Here is a 16,659-nt window from a genome sequence, read left to right as displayed (position 1 = left end):
GCATGCGTCCCCTGACCCCCGCCGATCCGGCCGCGATCGGCGGAAACCGGCTGCTCGGGCGGCTGGGTTCGGGCGGCATGGGCACGGTGTACCTCGGCCGTTCCCCGGCGGGCACCCTGGTCGCGGTCAAGGTGATCCGCGCCGACCACGCGGCGGACCCCGCCTTCCGGGCGCGATTCCGCCGCGAGGCGGAGGCCGCCGGACGGCTGTCCGGCCGCTGGGTGGTCCCGGTGGTCGCCGCCGACCCGGAGGCGCACGAACCCTGGCTGGCCACCCCGTTCATCCCCGGGCCCTCACTGTCCGAGGCGGTGGAGGGGTACGGTCCGCTGCCCGCCCGTACGGTACGGGTGCTGGGCTCACGGCTCGCCGAGGCGCTGGCGCAGGTGCACGCCACCGGGCTGGTCCACCGCGACGTGAAGCCGGGCAACATCCTGCTGGCGCCCGACGGGCCCCGGCTGATCGACTTCGGCATCGCGCGGGCGGCCGGGGCGACCACGCTGACGGCCGTGGACGCGGTGGTCGGCACTCCGGGGTACCTGCCGCCCGAGCAGGCCCGGGCGGGCGGACCCCCGCCGGGCCCGGCGGGTGACGTCTTCTCCCTGGGCTGCGTGCTGGCGTACGCGGCGATCGGGCGCGGCCCCTTCGGCGGCGGCCACGCGGCCGGGGTGGTCTTCCGTACGGTGCACGACGAGCCGGAACTCGACGGCCTGGTACCGGAGTTGCTGGAGGTGGTCACCGCCTGCCTGGCGAAGGACCCGGATGCCCGCCCGACGCCGGACCAGTTGCGGGCCCTCCTCGGCGGCGAACCGTACGCGGTCGAGGCCCCGGACTGGCTGCCGCCCCCGCTGCCGCGCCTCATCGCCGAACGCTCCACCCGGGCACTGGAATTGCCCGCCCCCGAGCCCACCCGGCTCGACGCGCCCGCGCAGGTCGACAGCCGCTCCAGCCGATTCAGCCGCAGGAGGCTGCTCGCGGCGGGCGGAGCGCTGGTCGTGGGCGGCGGTCTGACGATCGCCTGGTTCGGCAGGCCGCCGTCCGGTGGCGGTGGTACCCCGCCGCCGGGCGGCAGCCTGCCCACCCTCACCCTTGCCCTCCAGGCCGATCTGACGGGGCCGGGCAAGACGGTCGGCCAGGCTCACGAGCGGGGCATGCGACTGGCCGTGGCCCGGCACAACGCCCGGACGGACTCCCCGTTCCGGCTGGCCCTGCGCGTCGCCGACGACGGCGGGACGGACCCGGCGCGCGCCACGCGGACGGCCAAGGAGCTGGCCTCCGACTCCTCGGTCGTCGCGCTCACCGGCCCGACCTGGGACGCGGCCTTCCCCGAGGTGGCCGCCGCCTGTCTCGCCGCGGACCTGACGATGCTGCTGACATCGGCGAGCGGCCCGAACACCGCGCAGACCCAGTGGCGGACCCTGTGCGCGACCTGCCCGGCCGGCGACAGGCTCGCGCTGCCGCCGCTCCACTATCTGTCGCGGGTCCGGCCCTCGCGCCGCACGGCCGTCGTGGAGGACACCGAAGCGGGTGAGCCCGCGTGGCAGCTCACCCGTGTCATACAGCAGACGCCCCCGGCCCAGGGCACGGTGAGCGTCCACCGGATCCCGGTGGGCGGTTCGGACTTCGCGGGCGCCGTGCGCGCCCTGATCGAGGCACGTGCCGAGTCCGTCGTCTTCGCCGGCACCTCACCGGAGCGCGCGGCCCGGTTGGCCCGCGCGCTGACCGATGCGGGGTTCCAGGGCCCGCGCCTCGCCGTCCAGTACGCGATGGAGCCCGCGTTCCTCGCCGCGGCCGGGGCGGCGGCCGAGGGCTGGCTGTTCGGCACCGTCTTCACGGATCCGCTGGCCCTGCCCGCCGCAGCCGAGTTCGTCGCCGCCCACCGCGCCGCGTACGGCGAACCGCCCGCCCGCTGGGCGACCGAGGCGTACGACACCGTCGGGCTGCTGGCAACGGCCTTGACCGGACTGGACGGGGAGGGCCGCGGCCGCGCGGGCCTGTCCCGTCGGATCTTCCGCACGACGCACCAGGGCCTGGCCAAGCCGCTGGCGTTCGACGTCGGCACGCACGTCCTGACCGGCGAACGCGGCGCGTACCTCTACCGCGTCGAATCCGGCGCGTTCCGGTTCCTGGGCCCCTATCCGGACGTGCTCTCCGCGACGTGAGCGCAAGGGCACCTCACCGATGGCTCCCCTGTTGCCATCGGTGAGGTTCCTGCTTCCGGGACCGTATGCGCAGCCCCGGCAAAAATCAACCTCGGTTGAGTGTGATGCAACGCTGGTTGATCGACTTCGATTCAGTCGCTACCGTCTCCCCCGAAACATCAAGATCACATAAGGTTGATGATCTTCATCCGTTCCCGGGCAGGGGACGGACACCCACCTCCACCACCCAAGGAAAACCATGGCAATCAGCCGTGCCCGCAAGGCACTGTTCACCGGTCTCATCGGGACCGCGACCGCGCTCACCGCGGTCACCACGCTCGGCGTCGCCTACGCCGGCCCGCAGACCGCCGGCACCGCCACCGCTGGCGAAATGCCCACCGCCATCGAGGACTTCGCCTACCCCGACGCCGCGAAGATCCAGGCCGAGCAGCAGATCATCCTCAAGCGCGGCGACGGCCACATCACCCTCACCACCTGCGAGGGCACCCCCGACATCACCGTCAAGTCCCGCACCGGCCAGAAGCTCTACTGCTTCGACGTCAACGCCCCCAAGGGCTACGTGACCCTGGAGCTCCCCGACGCCTTCGGCATCTGGACCGAAGCCTTCCCCGTCAAGGCCACCATCACCGCCGACGGCACCAACAAGACCGTCATCGACGCCCCCGCCAACGACTACAAGCCCTTCGGCGAAGCAGGCGACACCGGCGAGCGCTCCATCCTCCTCGAACTCCGCGTCGGCTGACCATCTGACTGAACCATCCGGTTGGCCACCTGGACGACCACCGGCTCCACGCCCTGCGCCCGAGCCCGCTCCACCTCGCTCCGCTCTCTGTCACAAGGAATCATCCATGTCTGCTCTGCGTCCGCACACCAAGCGGATGACCGGTCTGCTCGCCACCGCCACCGCGGTCACCACCGGCCTGATAGCCGCCGGCCCCGCCCAGGCCCTCGCGGGCCCCGAGGCCCCGGTCGGCCAGCACGCCTACACGGCGAAGCTGACCATCGGCGACGACGCGAACGGCCGCGGCTGCACCGCCGCGATCGTCGACCAGTGGTGGGTGGCCACCGCCGCCAGCTGCTTCGCGAGCATTCCGGGCGAGCAGGTCCCGGCCGGCCAGCCGGCACTGAAGACCACCGCCACGCTCAGCAACGGTCAGAGCAGCGCCATCGTGGAGCTCGTGCCGCGGGCCGACCGCGACCTGGTCCTGGCCCGCCTCGCCGCCCCGGCCACCGGCATCGCCCCCGTCAAGCGCGCGACCGCCGCGCCCGCCGCCGGAACCGACCTGACGGCGGCCGGGTTCGGGCGTACGAAGACCGAGTGGGTGCCGGGCAAGGCGCACACCGGCACGTTCACCACGAACACCACCGACGCCACCACCCTGACCATCACCGGCAAGGGCACCGACGTGCTCTGCAAGGGCGACACCGGCGGCCCGCTGCTGAACGCCGCCGGCGAACTCGTCGGCATCAACAGCCGCTCCTGGCAGGGCGGCTGCTACGGCGGCAACCCTGCCGAGACCCGTACCGGCGGCGTCTCCGTACGCACCGACGACCTCGGCGCCTGGATCGCCGCGACCGCCGACCCGCTGCTCATCCGCCCCGGCCAGACCATCGCCTCGGGCACCACCATCGTCGGGCAGCACCTGAAGCTGACCATGCAGGCCGACGGCAACATGGTGATCTACCACAAGAGTGGCGGCGACGGTAAGGGCGCGGCGCTCTGGTCGACCAACACCTACGGCAACCCGGGCGCGTACGCGATCATGCAGGAGGACGGCAACTTCGTCGTCTACAAGAAGGACGGCGGCGACGGCAAGGGCGGCTCGATCTGGTCGTCCAACACCTACGGCAACGGCACCGAGAACCGCGGCTCCTCCCTGCGCTTCCAGAACGACGGCAACCTCGTCGTCTACAAGAAGGACGGCGGCGAGGGCAAGGGCGGCGCCATCTGGTCGACGGGCACCTGGAACCGCCCCAACAAGATGACCGGCGGCTGGGTGTACGCGGCCCCGTTCTGGGTCGACGCCGGCAACAAGATCTTCATGGCCGACCGGGGCGGCCGCCTCATCATCTGGGACAAGAACCAGGCCAAGGAAGTCTGGACCTCCAACGTCTACGCCGGTGAGGGCGGCCACCTGGACATGCAGAACGACGGCAACTTCGTTCTGTACAAGAAGGACGGCGGCGACGGCAAGGGCGGCTCCGTCTGGTCCACCAGCACCTTCGGCAACCCCGGCGCCTATGCCCACTTCCAGAACGACGGCAACCTCGTCGTCTACAAGAAGGACGGCGGCGAAGGCAAGGGCGGCGCCATCTGGCACACCAACACCTGGCAGTGACCGCAGCCCGGTGAAGTCCTCGGCCCGTGCTGCGTCGAAGCAGCACGGGCCGTGGGCCTACGGCGCGTCGGCCGCGGCGAGCGGGCGCCGTTGGCCGGCGGAAGCGGGCGAAGCGGCCAGGACCCGGGCCATGCGGGTCATCAGGTCCCGGTCCTCGGCCTCGGCCGCACGCAGTTCGAGGGCGGCCCGGGAGCTGCGGGGCTCGGCCGCGGGTGACTTGCGTACGCGGTCGGCGGCCGCCACCGCGAACATGGCGGTGAGTCCGGTGGCGACAGCGTCCCGTTCGGACGCCCCCTGGGCCACGGCCTCGCGGTAGCCGACCTCGCGTACGTCGTCGTCGCAGTACGCGCGCAGTCGGAGCATGCCGTCACGGATGTTGGTCAGGCGGTACATCAGCAGTTGCTCGGGGCTGGAGTACCAGGGCGTGGTGAGGGACATCTGCTTGCCGGGGACCCCGCCGGGCGGGCCGACGAGAACGCTCAGGGGGCGCAGGGCCGCGAAGGTCCGCCAGGGCCGCCACACGCGCTCGACCAGCCAGGGTCCGAACACCGGCAGCAGGAAGCCGCACATGCACACTCCCGCGTTGAGGGAGATGAAGGACCCTGCCATCCTGTTGACCACGTCCCAGTCACGGCCGGCCCAACGGGCGCCGATGGCGGTGAGCTTGGCCACACCGAAGACGACGTTGACGAGGAACCCGACCACCAGGAAGACCAGTCCGATCTTCAGCGACCGGCCGACCGAGGACACGGTGGTCTCGCGGGTGTCCCTGCTGATGTCGAGCGCCCACCTCCAGCACACGACCGTGGTGGCGAAGGCGGCGACCGTGTGCGCGAGCAGGTAGAGGACGAGCATCTCGCCGATGAACGGGGTGGTGGCGTAGTAGGTGTCGAAGTCCGTGGGCCGCTCCACCGGTGCCTCACCCGCGATGAAACACCCGATGATGGCCACGATCACGAGGCCGTAGGCGAGGACCCAGTTGAGGACACGACGCCTGGTACGCGTCTCGACCCTGGAGTCCTCGCGCCAGTTCTCCACCAGCACCAGGCAGGCACAGGAGTAGGCGCACAGGATGCAGTACACCAGTGGCGCCGAGAAGTTGCTGATGCCGGTGAACCGGTTCACCACCGCGATCGTGGGCGGCGCGGAGAAGGCGAATGCGGCGCAGGCCAGGGCGAGCAGGGCGTTCACGGCCCGGACCATGGGGCTGCGCCAGCCCCTCACCAGTGCGGGCAGCTTCGCCAGCAGGACGACGCCCAGCGCGACCGCGGGCACGTAGAAGTTGACCCCTTCCCCCATGATCAGCCTTCCACGTTCTCGTCCACCGGATACGTCGTTCCATCGCACCGTCCCCCGACAGCGCGACAGTAACGATCTCATCAAGAGTTATCAAATACAGCAGCGGCTGCCGAAAGTAACGGGGCGACATGTATGAGAATCAACTACAGTTGACCCTTCCTCACTCGCGGTTGAATGATACGGACTGAGCGGCTACCGTCTCCTCCGGAAGATCGAGGCCACGGACCATTCGTACCGGCCTTCGCCCCGCGCATCACTCCCGATCCCGTCACCACGGGACCGGCCGCAGAGCTGCGCCCGCGGTGGGGGCACGTGGCCAAGGGCTGACCACTCCGAATCTGAATCAGAGGGCTGCGCGCCGCGCTCGGCCCTTCCTGCACCAGGGGGATAAACATGGCGATAACCCGTGCTCGCAAGGCACTGTTCACCGGTCTCATCGGCACCGCCACGGTGCTCACCGCGGTCACCACCCTCGGCGTCGCCTACGCCGGCCCGCAGACCGCCGGCACCGCCGCCGCCGGCGAAATGCCCACCGCCATCGAGGACTTCGCCTACCCCGACGCCGCGAAGATCCAGGCCGAGCAGCAGATCATCCTCAAGCGCGGCGACGGCCACATCACCCTCACCACCTGCGAGGGCACCCCCGACATCACCGTCAAGTCCCGCACCGGCCAGAAGCTCTACTGCTTCGACGTCAACGCGCCCAAGGGCTACGTGACCCTGGAGCTCCCCGACGCCTTCGGCATCTGGACCGAAGCCTTCCCCGTCAAGGCCACCATCACCGCCGACGGCACCAACAAGACCGTCATCGACGCCCCCGCCAACGACTACAAGCCCTTCGGCGAAGCAGGCGACACCGGCGAGCGCTCCATCCTCCTCGAACTCCGCGTCGGCTGACCACCGGACCCACGCAGCCCTCTCCGATCCGCGCGTGTCACCATGCGCTGAGTCACGTTCGTAAGGAAGATCCACATGTTCGCTCCCCGTTCGCACGCCCTGCGGATAACCGGCCTGCTCGTCGGCGCCACGACCGTCACGGCCGGCCTGTTCTCGGCCGGTGCCGCCCAGGCCGTCTCCGGTCCCGAGGCCGCCGCCGGTCAGCACACCTCCACCGTGAAGCTGACCCTCGGTGACGAGACCAACAGCCGCGGCTGCTCCGGCACCCTGATCGACTCGTACTGGCTCGCCACCGCCGCCTCGTGCTTCGCGGCCACCCCGGGCGAGCAGGTCGCGGCCGGCAAGCCGCTGCTGAAGACCATCGCCACGCTCACCGACGGCAAGGCCGTCGAGGTCACCGAGCTGGCCCCGCGCACCGACCGCGACCTGGTCCTGGCCCGCCTCGCCGCCCCGGCCACCGGCATCGCCGGTGTCAAGCGCGCGACCGCCGCGCCCGCCGCCGGAACCGACCTGACGGCGGCCGGGTTCGGCCGTACGAAGACCGAGTGGGTCCCCGGCAAGCTCCACACCGGCACGTTCACCACGAACACCACCGACGCCACCACCCTGACCATCACCGGCAAGGGCACCGACGTGCTCTGCAAGGGCGACACCGGCGGCCCGCTGCTGAACGCCGCCGGCGAGCTCGTCGGCATCAACAGCAAGTCCTGGCAGGGCGGCTGCCTCGCGACCGACGCGGCCGAGACCCGTACGGGCGCGGTCTCGGTGCGCACCGACGACCTCGGTGGCTGGATCGACCAGGTCCGTTCCGCGGTCGCCGGTTGGAAGGCCGAGACCGTCGTCCAGGCCGGCAGCACCCTCTACCAGGGCATCCGCATGACCGGCGGCGACTGGACCGGCTTCACCGACGTCCAGACCACGCAGGCCGGCAGCATCGGCGGCATCCGCACCGCGGCCGTGGCCGGCATGGGCAGCGACACCCACGTCGTGGCCCTTGCCACCGACGGCTCCCTGCGCCACACCGTCCGCAAGGCGGACGGCACCTGGAGCGCCTTCTTCGACATCGGCTCCGTGGCCAACTCCCTGGGCAGCCTCACGCAGGTCTCCGCCGTCTCCATCGGCAACGACCTGCACGTCGTCGCCGTCGCCGACGGCAAGGTCTTCCACACCATGCGCTACGCCAACGGCACGTGGGCCAAGTTCGGTGACCTCGCCCCCGTCGTCGGTCCGATCGGCACCGTGACCTCGGTCGCCACCGCCAGCGCCGGAGGCCAGCTCCAGGTCATCGCCGTCTCCGGCGGCAAGGCCTACCACACCATCCGCAACACCACCGGCAACTGGGCGAAGTGGGGCAACGTCACCGACGCCGCCGGCACGACCGGCCCGATCACCTCGGTGAGCATGGCCGGCACCGGCAACGACGCCCACATCGTCGTCGCCACCGACAACGGCGCCCGCCAGTACCACGCCATGCGCAAGGCCGACGGCAACTGGGAGCGCTTCGGCGACCTGAAGGACGTACTCGGCACCGTCACCGCCAAGTCCGTCGCCGCGGGCAGCGTCGACGGCGAGCTCCAGCTCGCGGTCACCACCGCCGACAACAAGGTCCTGCACACCATCCGCCACACCGACCGCACCTGGAACACCACCAGCACGGTCAACCTGCAGGGCACCAGCGGCACTCTGGGCGCCATCTCCCTCGCCGGCACCCTCTAGTCCCGCGCACTAGCTCCACTCCTGGCGCCGCGGGGCCGACTCGCAGCCATCCCTTCCCAAGGAAGATCCATGTCTCTCTCCCGTCCGCGCTCCGCGCGGAGGACCAGCCTCCTGGTCACTGCAACCGCGGTCACCGCAGGGCTGATCTCCGCCGGTCCCGCGCAGGCGGGTGTCGGCCCCGAGGCCCAGACCGGCCAGCACGCCTACACGGTGAAACTGGACATCGGTGACGAGGCCAACAGCCGTGCCTGCACCGGTGTCCTGGTCGACGCGCGCTGGGTGCTGACCGCCGCCTCCTGTCTCGCGGCGGCCGGTCAGCAGGTCCCGGCCGGCAAGCCCGCCCTGGCCACCACCGCCACGTTCGGCAACGGCCAGACCCGCGGCATCGTGGAGCTGGCGCCCCGTACCGACCGTGACCTGGTCCTGGCCCGCCTCGCCACCCCGGTCACCGGCATCGCCGCCGCCAGGCTCGCCGCCACCGCTCCGGCGGTCGGCAGCGACCTGACGGCCGCCGGCTTCGGGCGTACGAAGACCCAGTGGGTCCCCGGCAAGCTCCACACCGGCACCTTCACCACCAACACCACCGACGCCACCACCCTCGCCATCACCGGCAAGGGCACCGACGTCCTGTGCAAGGGCGACACCGGCGGCCCGCTCCTGAACGCCGCCGGCGAGCTCGTCGGCATCAACACCAGGTCCTGGCAGGGTGGTTGCCTCGGCACCGACCCGGCCGAGACCCGTACCGGCGCCGTCTCCGTACGGACCGACGGCCTCGGCGCCTGGATCACCACGGTCCTCTTCGCGGCCGCCGACGGCGCTCCGCAGTCGACCATCGCGGGCGACTACAACGGCGACGGCGTCAGCGACCTGTTCACCGTCGTCAACGGCACCCTCAGCGTGCGGACCGGCGCCAAGCCCGGCCTGTTCTCCGAGGCGAGGGCGCTCACCGGCGGCTGGAAGTACACCGAGACCGTCGCGGCCGACTTCACGGGTGACGGCCTCGCCGACCTGATCGCGGCCAACAGCAGCGCAGAGCTGTTCCTCTGGGCCGGGAACAGCAACGGCGTCTACACCCCTGCCAAGAAGCTGAGCGACGGGTGGAAGTTCACGCAGACCGTCGCCGCCGACTTCACCGGCGACGGCAAGAGCGACCTCATCGCACGCGACGCCGCCGGAGACCTGTACCTCTGGGCCGGCGAGGGTACGGGCAGCTTCATCCGCCCGCGCAAGCTCACCGGCGGCTGGGACTTCACCCAGACCGTGGCGGGTGACTTCACCGGCGACGGCTTCGCCGACCTCGCCGCCCGCAACAGCGCCGGCCAGCTGAAGCTGTGGCGCGGGGGCAAGGACGCCGCGTTCGCGCTTCCCACGGCTCTGACCGGCGGCTGGGACTTCACCCAGACCGTCGCGGGTGACTTCACCGGCGACGGCAAGAGCGACCTCACCGCCCGCGACGGCTCCGGGCTCCTGCGGCTCTGGGCCGGCGACGGCAACGGCGTCTTCAACCGCCCCGTCACGCCCGGCAGCTAGTCACACACATTCTCGCGGACCACACCGCCGGACCCCGCAGTGCCCTTCGGCGCTGCGGGGTCCGGTCTGCAGTCCCGTCTCCATCCTGCTCCAGAAGGAAGTCCATGTCTGTTCTCCGTTCGCGCTCCGCGCGGATGTCCGGCCTGCTCGTGACCGCCACGGCGGTCGCCGGCGGCCTGATCTCGGCCGGCCCCGCCCAGGCCCTCAACGGCCCCGAGGCCCAGGCCGGCCAGTACGCGTACACCGCGAAGCTGAGCATCGGCGACGAGGCCACCAGCCGCGCCTGCACCGCGACGCTCGTCAACGCCCGCTGGGTGCTGACCGCCGCCGCCTGCCTGGCCGTCAAGCCCGGTGACGCGATCACGGCCGGACAGCCCGCGCTGGCGGCAACCGCGACCTTCGCCGGCGGCCAGACCCGCGAGATCGTCGAGGTCTCCGCGAGCGCCGCCGACCGCGACCTGGTCCTGGCCCGCCTGGCCACGCCCGTCACGGACATCGCCCCCGTCAAGCGCGCCGCCACCGCCCCCGCGGCCGGCACGGACCTGGCCTCGGCCGGGTTCGGGCGTACGAAGACCGAGTGGGTCCCCGGCAAGCTCCACACCGGCACCTTCACCACCAACACCACCGATGCCACGACCCTCGCCATCACCGGCAAGGGCACCGACGTCCTGTGCAAGGGCGACACCGGCGGCCCGCTCCTCAACGCCGCCGGCGAGCTCGTCGGCATCAACAGCCGCTCCTGGCAGGGCGGCTGCCTCGGCACCGACGCCGCCGAGACCCGCACCAGCGGCGTCGCCGCCCGCACCGACAACCTCGGCCAGTGGATCGACCAGACCACCGGCCCCCGCAACAGCTCGCAGGTCTCCGTGCTCGCCGGTGGCGGCGGCACCATGTGGTCGCAGTCCGGGGACCTCGGCTACGGCGAGTACGGCGCGGCCTGGGGCAAGGTCGACGGCCAGGACATCTCCCGCGTCACGAGCGCGCGTTCCGGCGAGTACCTGCGCGCGTACGGCATCGCCGGCGGCAAGGTATACGGCCGCGACCTCAACACCCGTACGAACCAGTGGACCAACTGGGGCGAGATCCCGGGCGGCGCGGCCGGCACCCGGGACATCACCGCCTCGATCGTCAACAACGTCGTCTACCTCCAGATCGCGGGCGCGGACGGGTCCCTGTACACCCAGGTCGGCGACTACAACGCGGGTCGCTGGAACAACACCTGGACCCAGGTTTCCGCCTCCGGCCTGACCAGCGTCACCAGCGTCGCCGCCGGCACGGGCGTACGCCTCTACGCCGTCGCCGACGGCCGCGTCTACGGCCGCGACCTCAACACCCAGAACGGCTCCTGGACCGGCTGGGGCGAGCTGCCCGGCGGCGCTGCGGGCGTCAAGGACATCGCGGCCAGCCTCGTCGGCAACAACGTCGAGCTCCAGATCATCGGCGCCGACGGCGCGGTCTGGATGCAGTACGGCAACTACGACACCGGCTACTGGAACCAGGCCTGGACCCGGGCGGGCGGCAGCAACCTCACCCGCCTGAGCAGCAGCCCCGTCGGCAAGAGCGTCAACGTCTACGCGGTCGGCGCGGGCGGCAGGATCCAGAACGCCACCCTCGAAAGCGGCCCCGGCACCTGGACGGCGTGGAAGGAACTCCCCGGCGGCCTCACCAACTCGGCCGACGTGAGCGCCACCGCCTTCGCGGCGCCCACCAAGGTCTCCCTCGCAGCGGGCAGCCAGGGCACCCTCTGGAGCCAGAACGGCGACCTCGCCACCGGTTCCTACGGCGCCCAGTGGGCCCAGGTCGGCGGCGTGGAGGTCACCCGTCTGACCAGCGTCACCGCCGAGAACCACGTCCGGTACTACGGCATCGCCGGCGGCAAGGTCTACGGCCGCGACCTCGACGTCCGCAACAACAGCTGGTCCAACTGGGGCGAGATCCCCGGCGGCGCCGCGGGCGCCCGCGACATCACCGCCGCGCTCGTCAACAACGTCGTCTACCTCCAGATCGCGGGCTCGGGCGGCTCGCTGCACACCCAGGTCGGCGACTACAACGCGGGCCGCTGGAACAACACCTGGGCCGACGTCTCCGCCTCCGGCCTGACCAGCATCACCAGCGTCGCCGCCGGCACGGGCGTACGCCTCTACGCCGTCGCCGACGGCCGCGTCTACGGCCGCGACCTCAACACCCAGAACGGCTCCTGGACCGGCTGGGGCGAGCTGCCCGGCGGCGCCTCCGGCGTCAAGGACATCTCCGCCAGCCTCGTCGGCAACAACGTCGAGCTCCAGATCGTCGGCGCGAACAGCGGCCTGTGGCTCCAGTACGGCAACTACGACAGCGGCTACTGGAACCAGGCCTGGACCGACGGCGGCGGCACCGGCCTCACCCGTGTGACCAGCACCGCGTCCGGCAAGAACGTCCACGTCTACACGGTCGGCGCGGGCGGCAAGGTCCAGGGCTCGATCCTGATGAGCGGCCCCGGCACGTGGACGGCGTGGAAGGAAGTTCCCGGCGGCCTCGCCGGAACGACCGACGTCACCGCCACCACCCGCAAGTAACGCCCGAGCAGCCCGCGCCGCCCGCACCAGGACGCACGCGTCCACGCGGGCGGGGCGGGTCTCGGCAGGTCGCCGTACTAGACGGTGCCCTCCCGCTCGACGGCCGCGGCAAGGGGGCACTCCAGCAGGTCCGACCGGTCGGGTGCGGTCGGCAGGGCCCGGGAGATCGCGACCAGGAGGCCGCGGTACTCCGACTCGGCGGCACGCAGGGCGACGGCGGCCAGGACGCTCTGCTCCTCATCGGCCGGCGAGTTGCGCGCGCGGTCGTGCGCTGCCGCCTTGAACATGGCGGCAAGCCCGATCGCCACGGCTTCGCGCTCCGTGCTGCCGCTCTCCTTGGCCCGGTGGTGGGCGAGAGCGCGCACCTCGTCCGTGCAGTAGGCGCACAGTTCCAGCATCCAGTCGTGGATGTTGGTCATCCGGTACACCAGGACCTGTTCGGGGCCGGAGTACCAGGGCGTGGTCAGGAGCATCGTGTTGCGGGAGGCGGTGTCCGCGTGCCGGACGAGCCGCCACAGCGGCCGCAGGGCGAGGATCAGGCGGAACGGCTGCCACACCCGCTCGATCAGCCTGGGGCCGAAGACCGGCACGAGGAACCCGAAGCCGATCATCATGCCGCTGACCGACATGAAGGGCGCCAGGCTGTCGTTGAGCACGTCCCAGTCCCGGCCGGCCCAGCGGGCGGCGATGGCGGTGAGCTTGAAGACTCCGAAGATGATGTTGGCCACGGAGGCGATGACGAGGACGAGCAGTCCGACGCGCAGCGAGCCGTCGACCGTGCTCTTCTGCCCGCGCCCCTTGTTCCGGCTGATGTCCAGGGTCCAGTTCCAGCACATCGCTGCCGTGGCAACGGCGGCCACGACGTAGGCGAGCAGATAGAGGACGAGCATCTCGCCGATGTAGGGGGTGGTCGCGTAATAGGTGTCGAAGTCCCGCGGCCGCTCGACCGGCGCCTCCCCCAGGAAGAACAGGACCACGATGGCCGCGATCACGAGGCAGCAGCCCAGGATCCAGCCGCGTACCCGCTGTTTGGTACGCAGATCCGCCCGCGAGTCCCCGCGCCAGTGCTCCGTGAGCACCAGGCAGGCGCAGGAGTACGCGGTCAGGATGCAGTGGACGAGGAGCGCCGAGAGGTTGCTGATTCCGGTGACCCGGTTGACCAGGGTCACCGTGGGCGGAGCGGACAGCACGAAGCCCGCGCACGGCAGGAAGATCACCAGGTTCACCGTGCGGACCATCGGGCTGCGCCACCCTCGCAGGAGGGCGGGCAGTTTCGCCGCCAGGGCCACGCCCAGCATGGCCGCGGGGATGTAGTAGTTGACGCCTGACTGCATGGTCAGCCTTCCAGGGAGGCCCAGATACGGCCGGCCACCCCGCCCTGGGGCGTACTGCTGTGGGTGCCTTCCAGGTAGGGCCGGAACTTCGCCGCCAGCAGGCGGCCGAACTTCTCGGCGCGCCGCTCCTCGTCGAGGGCGGCGTCCGTACGCGCTGCGGCGACGTACGCGACCGCGTCGCTGAGGCTCCACCGCGCACCGAGGGTGCGCGCCGCAGCGGTGGCCCCGGCTCCGACGCCGTGATGGCCGCAGCGTCCTTCCTTGCGGTGCCACAGCTCGTGCCCCAGGATCACGATCTGGTGCAGCGGCGAGGTGTTCACCTCCACCGCGATCAGGTCGTAGTCCCCCATGTCGAGCCAGAGTCCGCTGACCGTGTCGGTCGGGAAGGACTCCATCATCAGACGGACTTCGCGCCCGCTGCTCTCGGTCAGATAAGTGCATATCGCTTGGAACAGCTCTCGCGGGGCGTCCGGTATCGGACGCATCACCCCCGTGAACAGCTCGTCCCGATGCCGCTTCATTTCGCGGGAGATGCCCACCGCGTCCCACCCGTCTTTCCCACCGGACGCACCAGTTCCCCCTGGCGCATCGAGTTACTTGCTCACCCCACCGCGGGCCACGGGTCCCCCGAACCGTGGCCCCCTGTCATTGCGATGCCGCACTCCCGTCCGCGGCGGCCCGGGCCTCCCGCGCACGCTCCTCGCGCGACCGCCGGGCAACCGATTCGATCAAGGCGATGATGGGCTGCGCCGTGTCGGCGGGTACGTCGGCCAGGGCGCGGGCGGCGTAGCCGACGACTCCGAGCTCGGACTCCAGGTAGGCCGCCGGGTCGGTGTTCTTCAGGCGCTGGAGGTCTTGGTCCTGACGCTCCACGGTCCGTTCGAGCAGGTCCTTGTGGATCTGCTGCAGGACCCGGTCCAGGGCTTCGGCGGGCGGGGCCACCAGGAACTCGATCTTCTCGCCGAAGAAGCCCGCGATGCCGGCCGCGTGGTCGAGGTTCGGGGCCTTGCCCGTCTTGATCATCTTGTCGAGCCACTGTGCGCTCGTACCTGCGCCGCCCGCGATCTCCGCCAGCGAGTACACCCGGCGGCTGCCGTCCGGGGAGGAGCGCAGGCGTGTGGCGCGCAGGAAGAGGATCCGGTCGACCACCTGGCGGTGGCGCTCCTCCACCGGGTCGGACGCGACGGCACCGGCCGCGGCGGGCGGTACCCGCTCTCCGCGGAGCAGCGCCTCCACGTCCGCGGCGGGCAGACCCGACGCGAACGACAGCCCGCCCTCGCCCTCGACCCGCAGCACGTCCTCGCGTTTGAGTCCTGCACGCTCGAGGAGCGGGACGATGCGGTTCACGGTCTCGGTGGGGTCCGCGAAGGGCTTCTCACTCACGCATACTCCCGCTGGACTCTGGCTGTTACGAACGCTGCTGCGCTCGCGACAGTAACCACTCCGTCAAGGGGAAGCAACCAAGGATTGGGTCCCGTCAGCCCGGGTTGAAGCGGGCCGGGGGCCGGGGGCCGGAAGTATGACCGAATGGTCACAGGATGCGATACGCGGAACGGTGCTGGTGGCGGCCGCATCTACCGGGTCGGCGGGCCGCGCTTCGGCGCACGCGCCGGACGGAATCGGCTAGAACCGGCGCACGGCCGCCGGGTGTGAACAGCAAGGCGGCGCAGGGATGAATGCGGTATCGGTGACGGGCGGCCCCTCCGAAAACGGAAAGCCGGTGACCTCGTCCGAGCCCGGGGCCTCGGCCGGGGCCGGGGTCGGGACGCGAGCCTCGGCCGAGGCCGGGGCCCCAGTCGGGGCAGCGGCCGGAGCCTCAGCGGAGCCCGGGACGCAGGCCTCAGCCGAGGCTGGGGCGCAGGCCTCAAGCGAGGCCGGAGCAGAGGCCGGAGCGGAGGTCGGGACGAGGGCCTCCGTCGGGGCGGCGGCCGAAATCGCGTCCAGGACAGCGGCCGAGATAGGGGTCGGGCCCGCGGTCCAGGGCGCAGCCGAGCCCGAGGCCGAGCATGTCGAGGCTCCCCGGTCGGATGCCGGGGCCACCCTCGCGGCCGGTGCCGGTGCCAGCCCCGAGGCCAGTGCCAGCCCTGATGCCATTGCCGGGGCACAGCCCGGCACCTGGGCACGTCCCGGGGCCGGTGCCGGTCCCGAGGCCGGGACTGGACCCGAGGCCAAGGCCGGTACCGAAGCCGGTGGCAGTGCCAGGCCCGAGGCCATAACCGGGGCGGCGGCCCGCATCGCGGCCGGTGCCGAGTCCGAAGCAGGGACCGGCACCAGCAGCGCGGCCGGAGCCCGTCCCGAGGCCAAGGCCTTGGCTGAGGGCGTGGCGGGACTCGGTGCCGGGCCGGGGGTCGGAGCCGGGACACGTCCCGGGACCGGAGCCGCCGCCGGTGCCCGGGCTGACGACGTAGCGGGACTCGGTACGGGGACCGAGGTCGAGGCCTGGGCACGTCCCGGGGGCACGCCTGAGGCCGGAGCCGGGGTCGGAGCCGGTGCCGGGGCCGGGTACGCGGCCGGAGCTGGGGGCAGTGCCGGGGCCGGGGCCCCGGTCGGTGCCGAGTCCGAGGCAGGGCCCCGTGGGGGCCGGGGGACGGAGGGGGATGCTGAGCGGACGAGCCAGTTCGTGGCGTTGAAGCCGCTCGACGTCCCCACGCGCCCCGCGCGGCCGGTGTACGAGGCGGCACCCGCACCCGCCCGGCCCGTGCACGAGACGGCACCCGCACCCGCCCGGCCTGCGCACGAGACGGCACCCGCACCCGCCCGGCCTGCGCACGAGACGGCACCCGCACCCGCCCGGCCTGCGCACGAGACGGCACCCGCACCCGCCCGGCCG

Annotated in this window: 11 protein-coding genes and 1 pseudogene; 8 read left to right on the top strand and 4 right to left on the bottom strand. The window is 71.8% G+C overall.

Translation table 11 applies throughout. From position 1 onward, the window contains the following. The first annotated feature begins 2 nt into the window (after positions 1-2). From ACZ7GJ_RS09990 to ACZ7GJ_RS09980, 3 genes are all read left to right on the top strand, one after another. Entirely contained in the window at positions 3-2,159 is a 2,157-nt protein-coding gene (locus tag ACZ7GJ_RS09990; RefSeq protein ID WP_470750659.1) for a bifunctional serine/threonine-protein kinase/ABC transporter substrate-binding protein, read from the top strand. Positions 2,160-2,397: 238 nt separating this feature from the next. Next, complete coding sequence (locus ACZ7GJ_RS09985; RefSeq protein WP_470750658.1) at positions 2,398-2,901, top strand: hypothetical protein; 504 nt, start codon at positions 2,398-2,400, stop codon at positions 2,899-2,901. Positions 2,902-3,007: 106 nt separating this feature from the next. After that, positions 3,008-4,498 (top strand): trypsin-like serine protease, encoded by a 1,491-nt coding sequence (locus ACZ7GJ_RS09980; protein ID WP_470750657.1) that lies wholly within the window; start codon positions 3,008-3,010, stop codon positions 4,496-4,498. A gap of 57 nt (positions 4,499-4,555) precedes the next feature. Here ACZ7GJ_RS09980 and ACZ7GJ_RS09975 read toward each other — a convergent pair whose 3' ends face one another. Beyond that, on the bottom strand, positions 4,556-5,797 hold the full coding sequence (locus tag ACZ7GJ_RS09975) for a DUF6545 domain-containing protein (protein ID WP_470750656.1): 1,242 nt from the start codon (positions 5,795-5,797) through the stop codon (positions 4,556-4,558). Between the two features lie 393 nt (positions 5,798-6,190). Here ACZ7GJ_RS09975 and ACZ7GJ_RS09970 point away from each other — a divergent pair, with 393 nt between their 5' ends. From ACZ7GJ_RS09970 to ACZ7GJ_RS09955, 4 genes are all read left to right on the top strand, one after another. Then, positions 6,191-6,694: a hypothetical protein gene (locus tag ACZ7GJ_RS09970; RefSeq protein WP_470750655.1), complete on the top strand. Its 504-nt coding sequence runs from the start codon at positions 6,191-6,193 to the stop codon at positions 6,692-6,694. Positions 6,695-6,769: 75 nt separating this feature from the next. Next, on the top strand, positions 6,770-8,410 hold the full coding sequence (locus ACZ7GJ_RS09965) for a trypsin-like serine protease (RefSeq protein ID WP_470750654.1): 1,641 nt from the start codon (positions 6,770-6,772) through the stop codon (positions 8,408-8,410). A gap of 69 nt (positions 8,411-8,479) precedes the next feature. Next, entirely contained in the window at positions 8,480-9,940 is a 1,461-nt protein-coding gene (locus ACZ7GJ_RS09960) for an FG-GAP-like repeat-containing protein (RefSeq protein WP_470750653.1), read from the top strand. 104 nt (positions 9,941-10,044) lie between these two features. Further along, positions 10,045-12,495, top strand: coding sequence for a trypsin-like serine protease (locus ACZ7GJ_RS09955; RefSeq protein WP_470750652.1), 2,451 nt, complete (start codon positions 10,045-10,047; stop codon positions 12,493-12,495). Between the two features lie 77 nt (positions 12,496-12,572). Here the strand turns inward: ACZ7GJ_RS09955 and ACZ7GJ_RS09950 are convergent, their stop codons facing one another. From ACZ7GJ_RS09950 to ACZ7GJ_RS09940, 3 genes are all read right to left on the bottom strand, one after another. Then, on the bottom strand, positions 12,573-13,829 hold the full coding sequence (locus ACZ7GJ_RS09950; protein ID WP_470750651.1) for a DUF6545 domain-containing protein: 1,257 nt from the start codon (positions 13,827-13,829) through the stop codon (positions 12,573-12,575). A gap of 2 nt (positions 13,830-13,831) precedes the next feature. Continuing rightward, entirely contained in the window at positions 13,832-14,350 is a 519-nt protein-coding gene (locus ACZ7GJ_RS09945; protein WP_470750650.1) for a toxin-antitoxin system, toxin component, read from the bottom strand. 124 nt (positions 14,351-14,474) lie between these two features. Then, positions 14,475-15,212 (bottom strand): hypothetical protein, encoded by a 738-nt coding sequence (locus ACZ7GJ_RS09940; RefSeq protein WP_470750649.1) that lies wholly within the window; start codon positions 15,210-15,212, stop codon positions 14,475-14,477. A 1,237-nt stretch (positions 15,213-16,449) separates the two neighbouring features. Between ACZ7GJ_RS09940 and ACZ7GJ_RS09935 the strand changes: the two are divergent. Continuing rightward, positions 16,450-16,659: pseudogene (locus ACZ7GJ_RS09935) on the top strand (hypothetical protein); the annotation flags it as partial.

The organism is Streptomyces sp. NPDC037242, from assembly GCF_055604165.1.
The sequence above is the reverse complement of the archived record's forward strand: the minus strand, read 5'-3'. Positions and strand labels throughout refer to the sequence as shown.

Coding starts and splice junctions, on each gene's coding strand:
- ACZ7GJ_RS09990 (WP_470750659.1), top strand. CDS start 3: ATGCGTCCCCTGACCCCCGCCGATCCGGCCGCGATCGGCGGAAACCGG.
- ACZ7GJ_RS09985 (WP_470750658.1), top strand. CDS start 2,398: ATGGCAATCAGCCGTGCCCGCAAGGCACTGTTCACCGGTCTCATCGGG.
- ACZ7GJ_RS09980 (WP_470750657.1), top strand. CDS start 3,008: ATGTCTGCTCTGCGTCCGCACACCAAGCGGATGACCGGTCTGCTCGCC.
- ACZ7GJ_RS09975 (WP_470750656.1), bottom strand. CDS start 5,797: ATGGGGGAAGGGGTCAACTTCTACGTGCCCGCGGTCGCGCTGGGCGTC.
- ACZ7GJ_RS09970 (WP_470750655.1), top strand. CDS start 6,191: ATGGCGATAACCCGTGCTCGCAAGGCACTGTTCACCGGTCTCATCGGC.
- ACZ7GJ_RS09965 (WP_470750654.1), top strand. CDS start 6,770: ATGTTCGCTCCCCGTTCGCACGCCCTGCGGATAACCGGCCTGCTCGTC.
- ACZ7GJ_RS09960 (WP_470750653.1), top strand. CDS start 8,480: ATGTCTCTCTCCCGTCCGCGCTCCGCGCGGAGGACCAGCCTCCTGGTC.
- ACZ7GJ_RS09955 (WP_470750652.1), top strand. CDS start 10,045: ATGTCTGTTCTCCGTTCGCGCTCCGCGCGGATGTCCGGCCTGCTCGTG.
- ACZ7GJ_RS09950 (WP_470750651.1), bottom strand. CDS start 13,829: ATGCAGTCAGGCGTCAACTACTACATCCCCGCGGCCATGCTGGGCGTG.
- ACZ7GJ_RS09945 (WP_470750650.1), bottom strand. CDS start 14,350: ATGAAGCGGCATCGGGACGAGCTGTTCACGGGGGTGATGCGTCCGATA.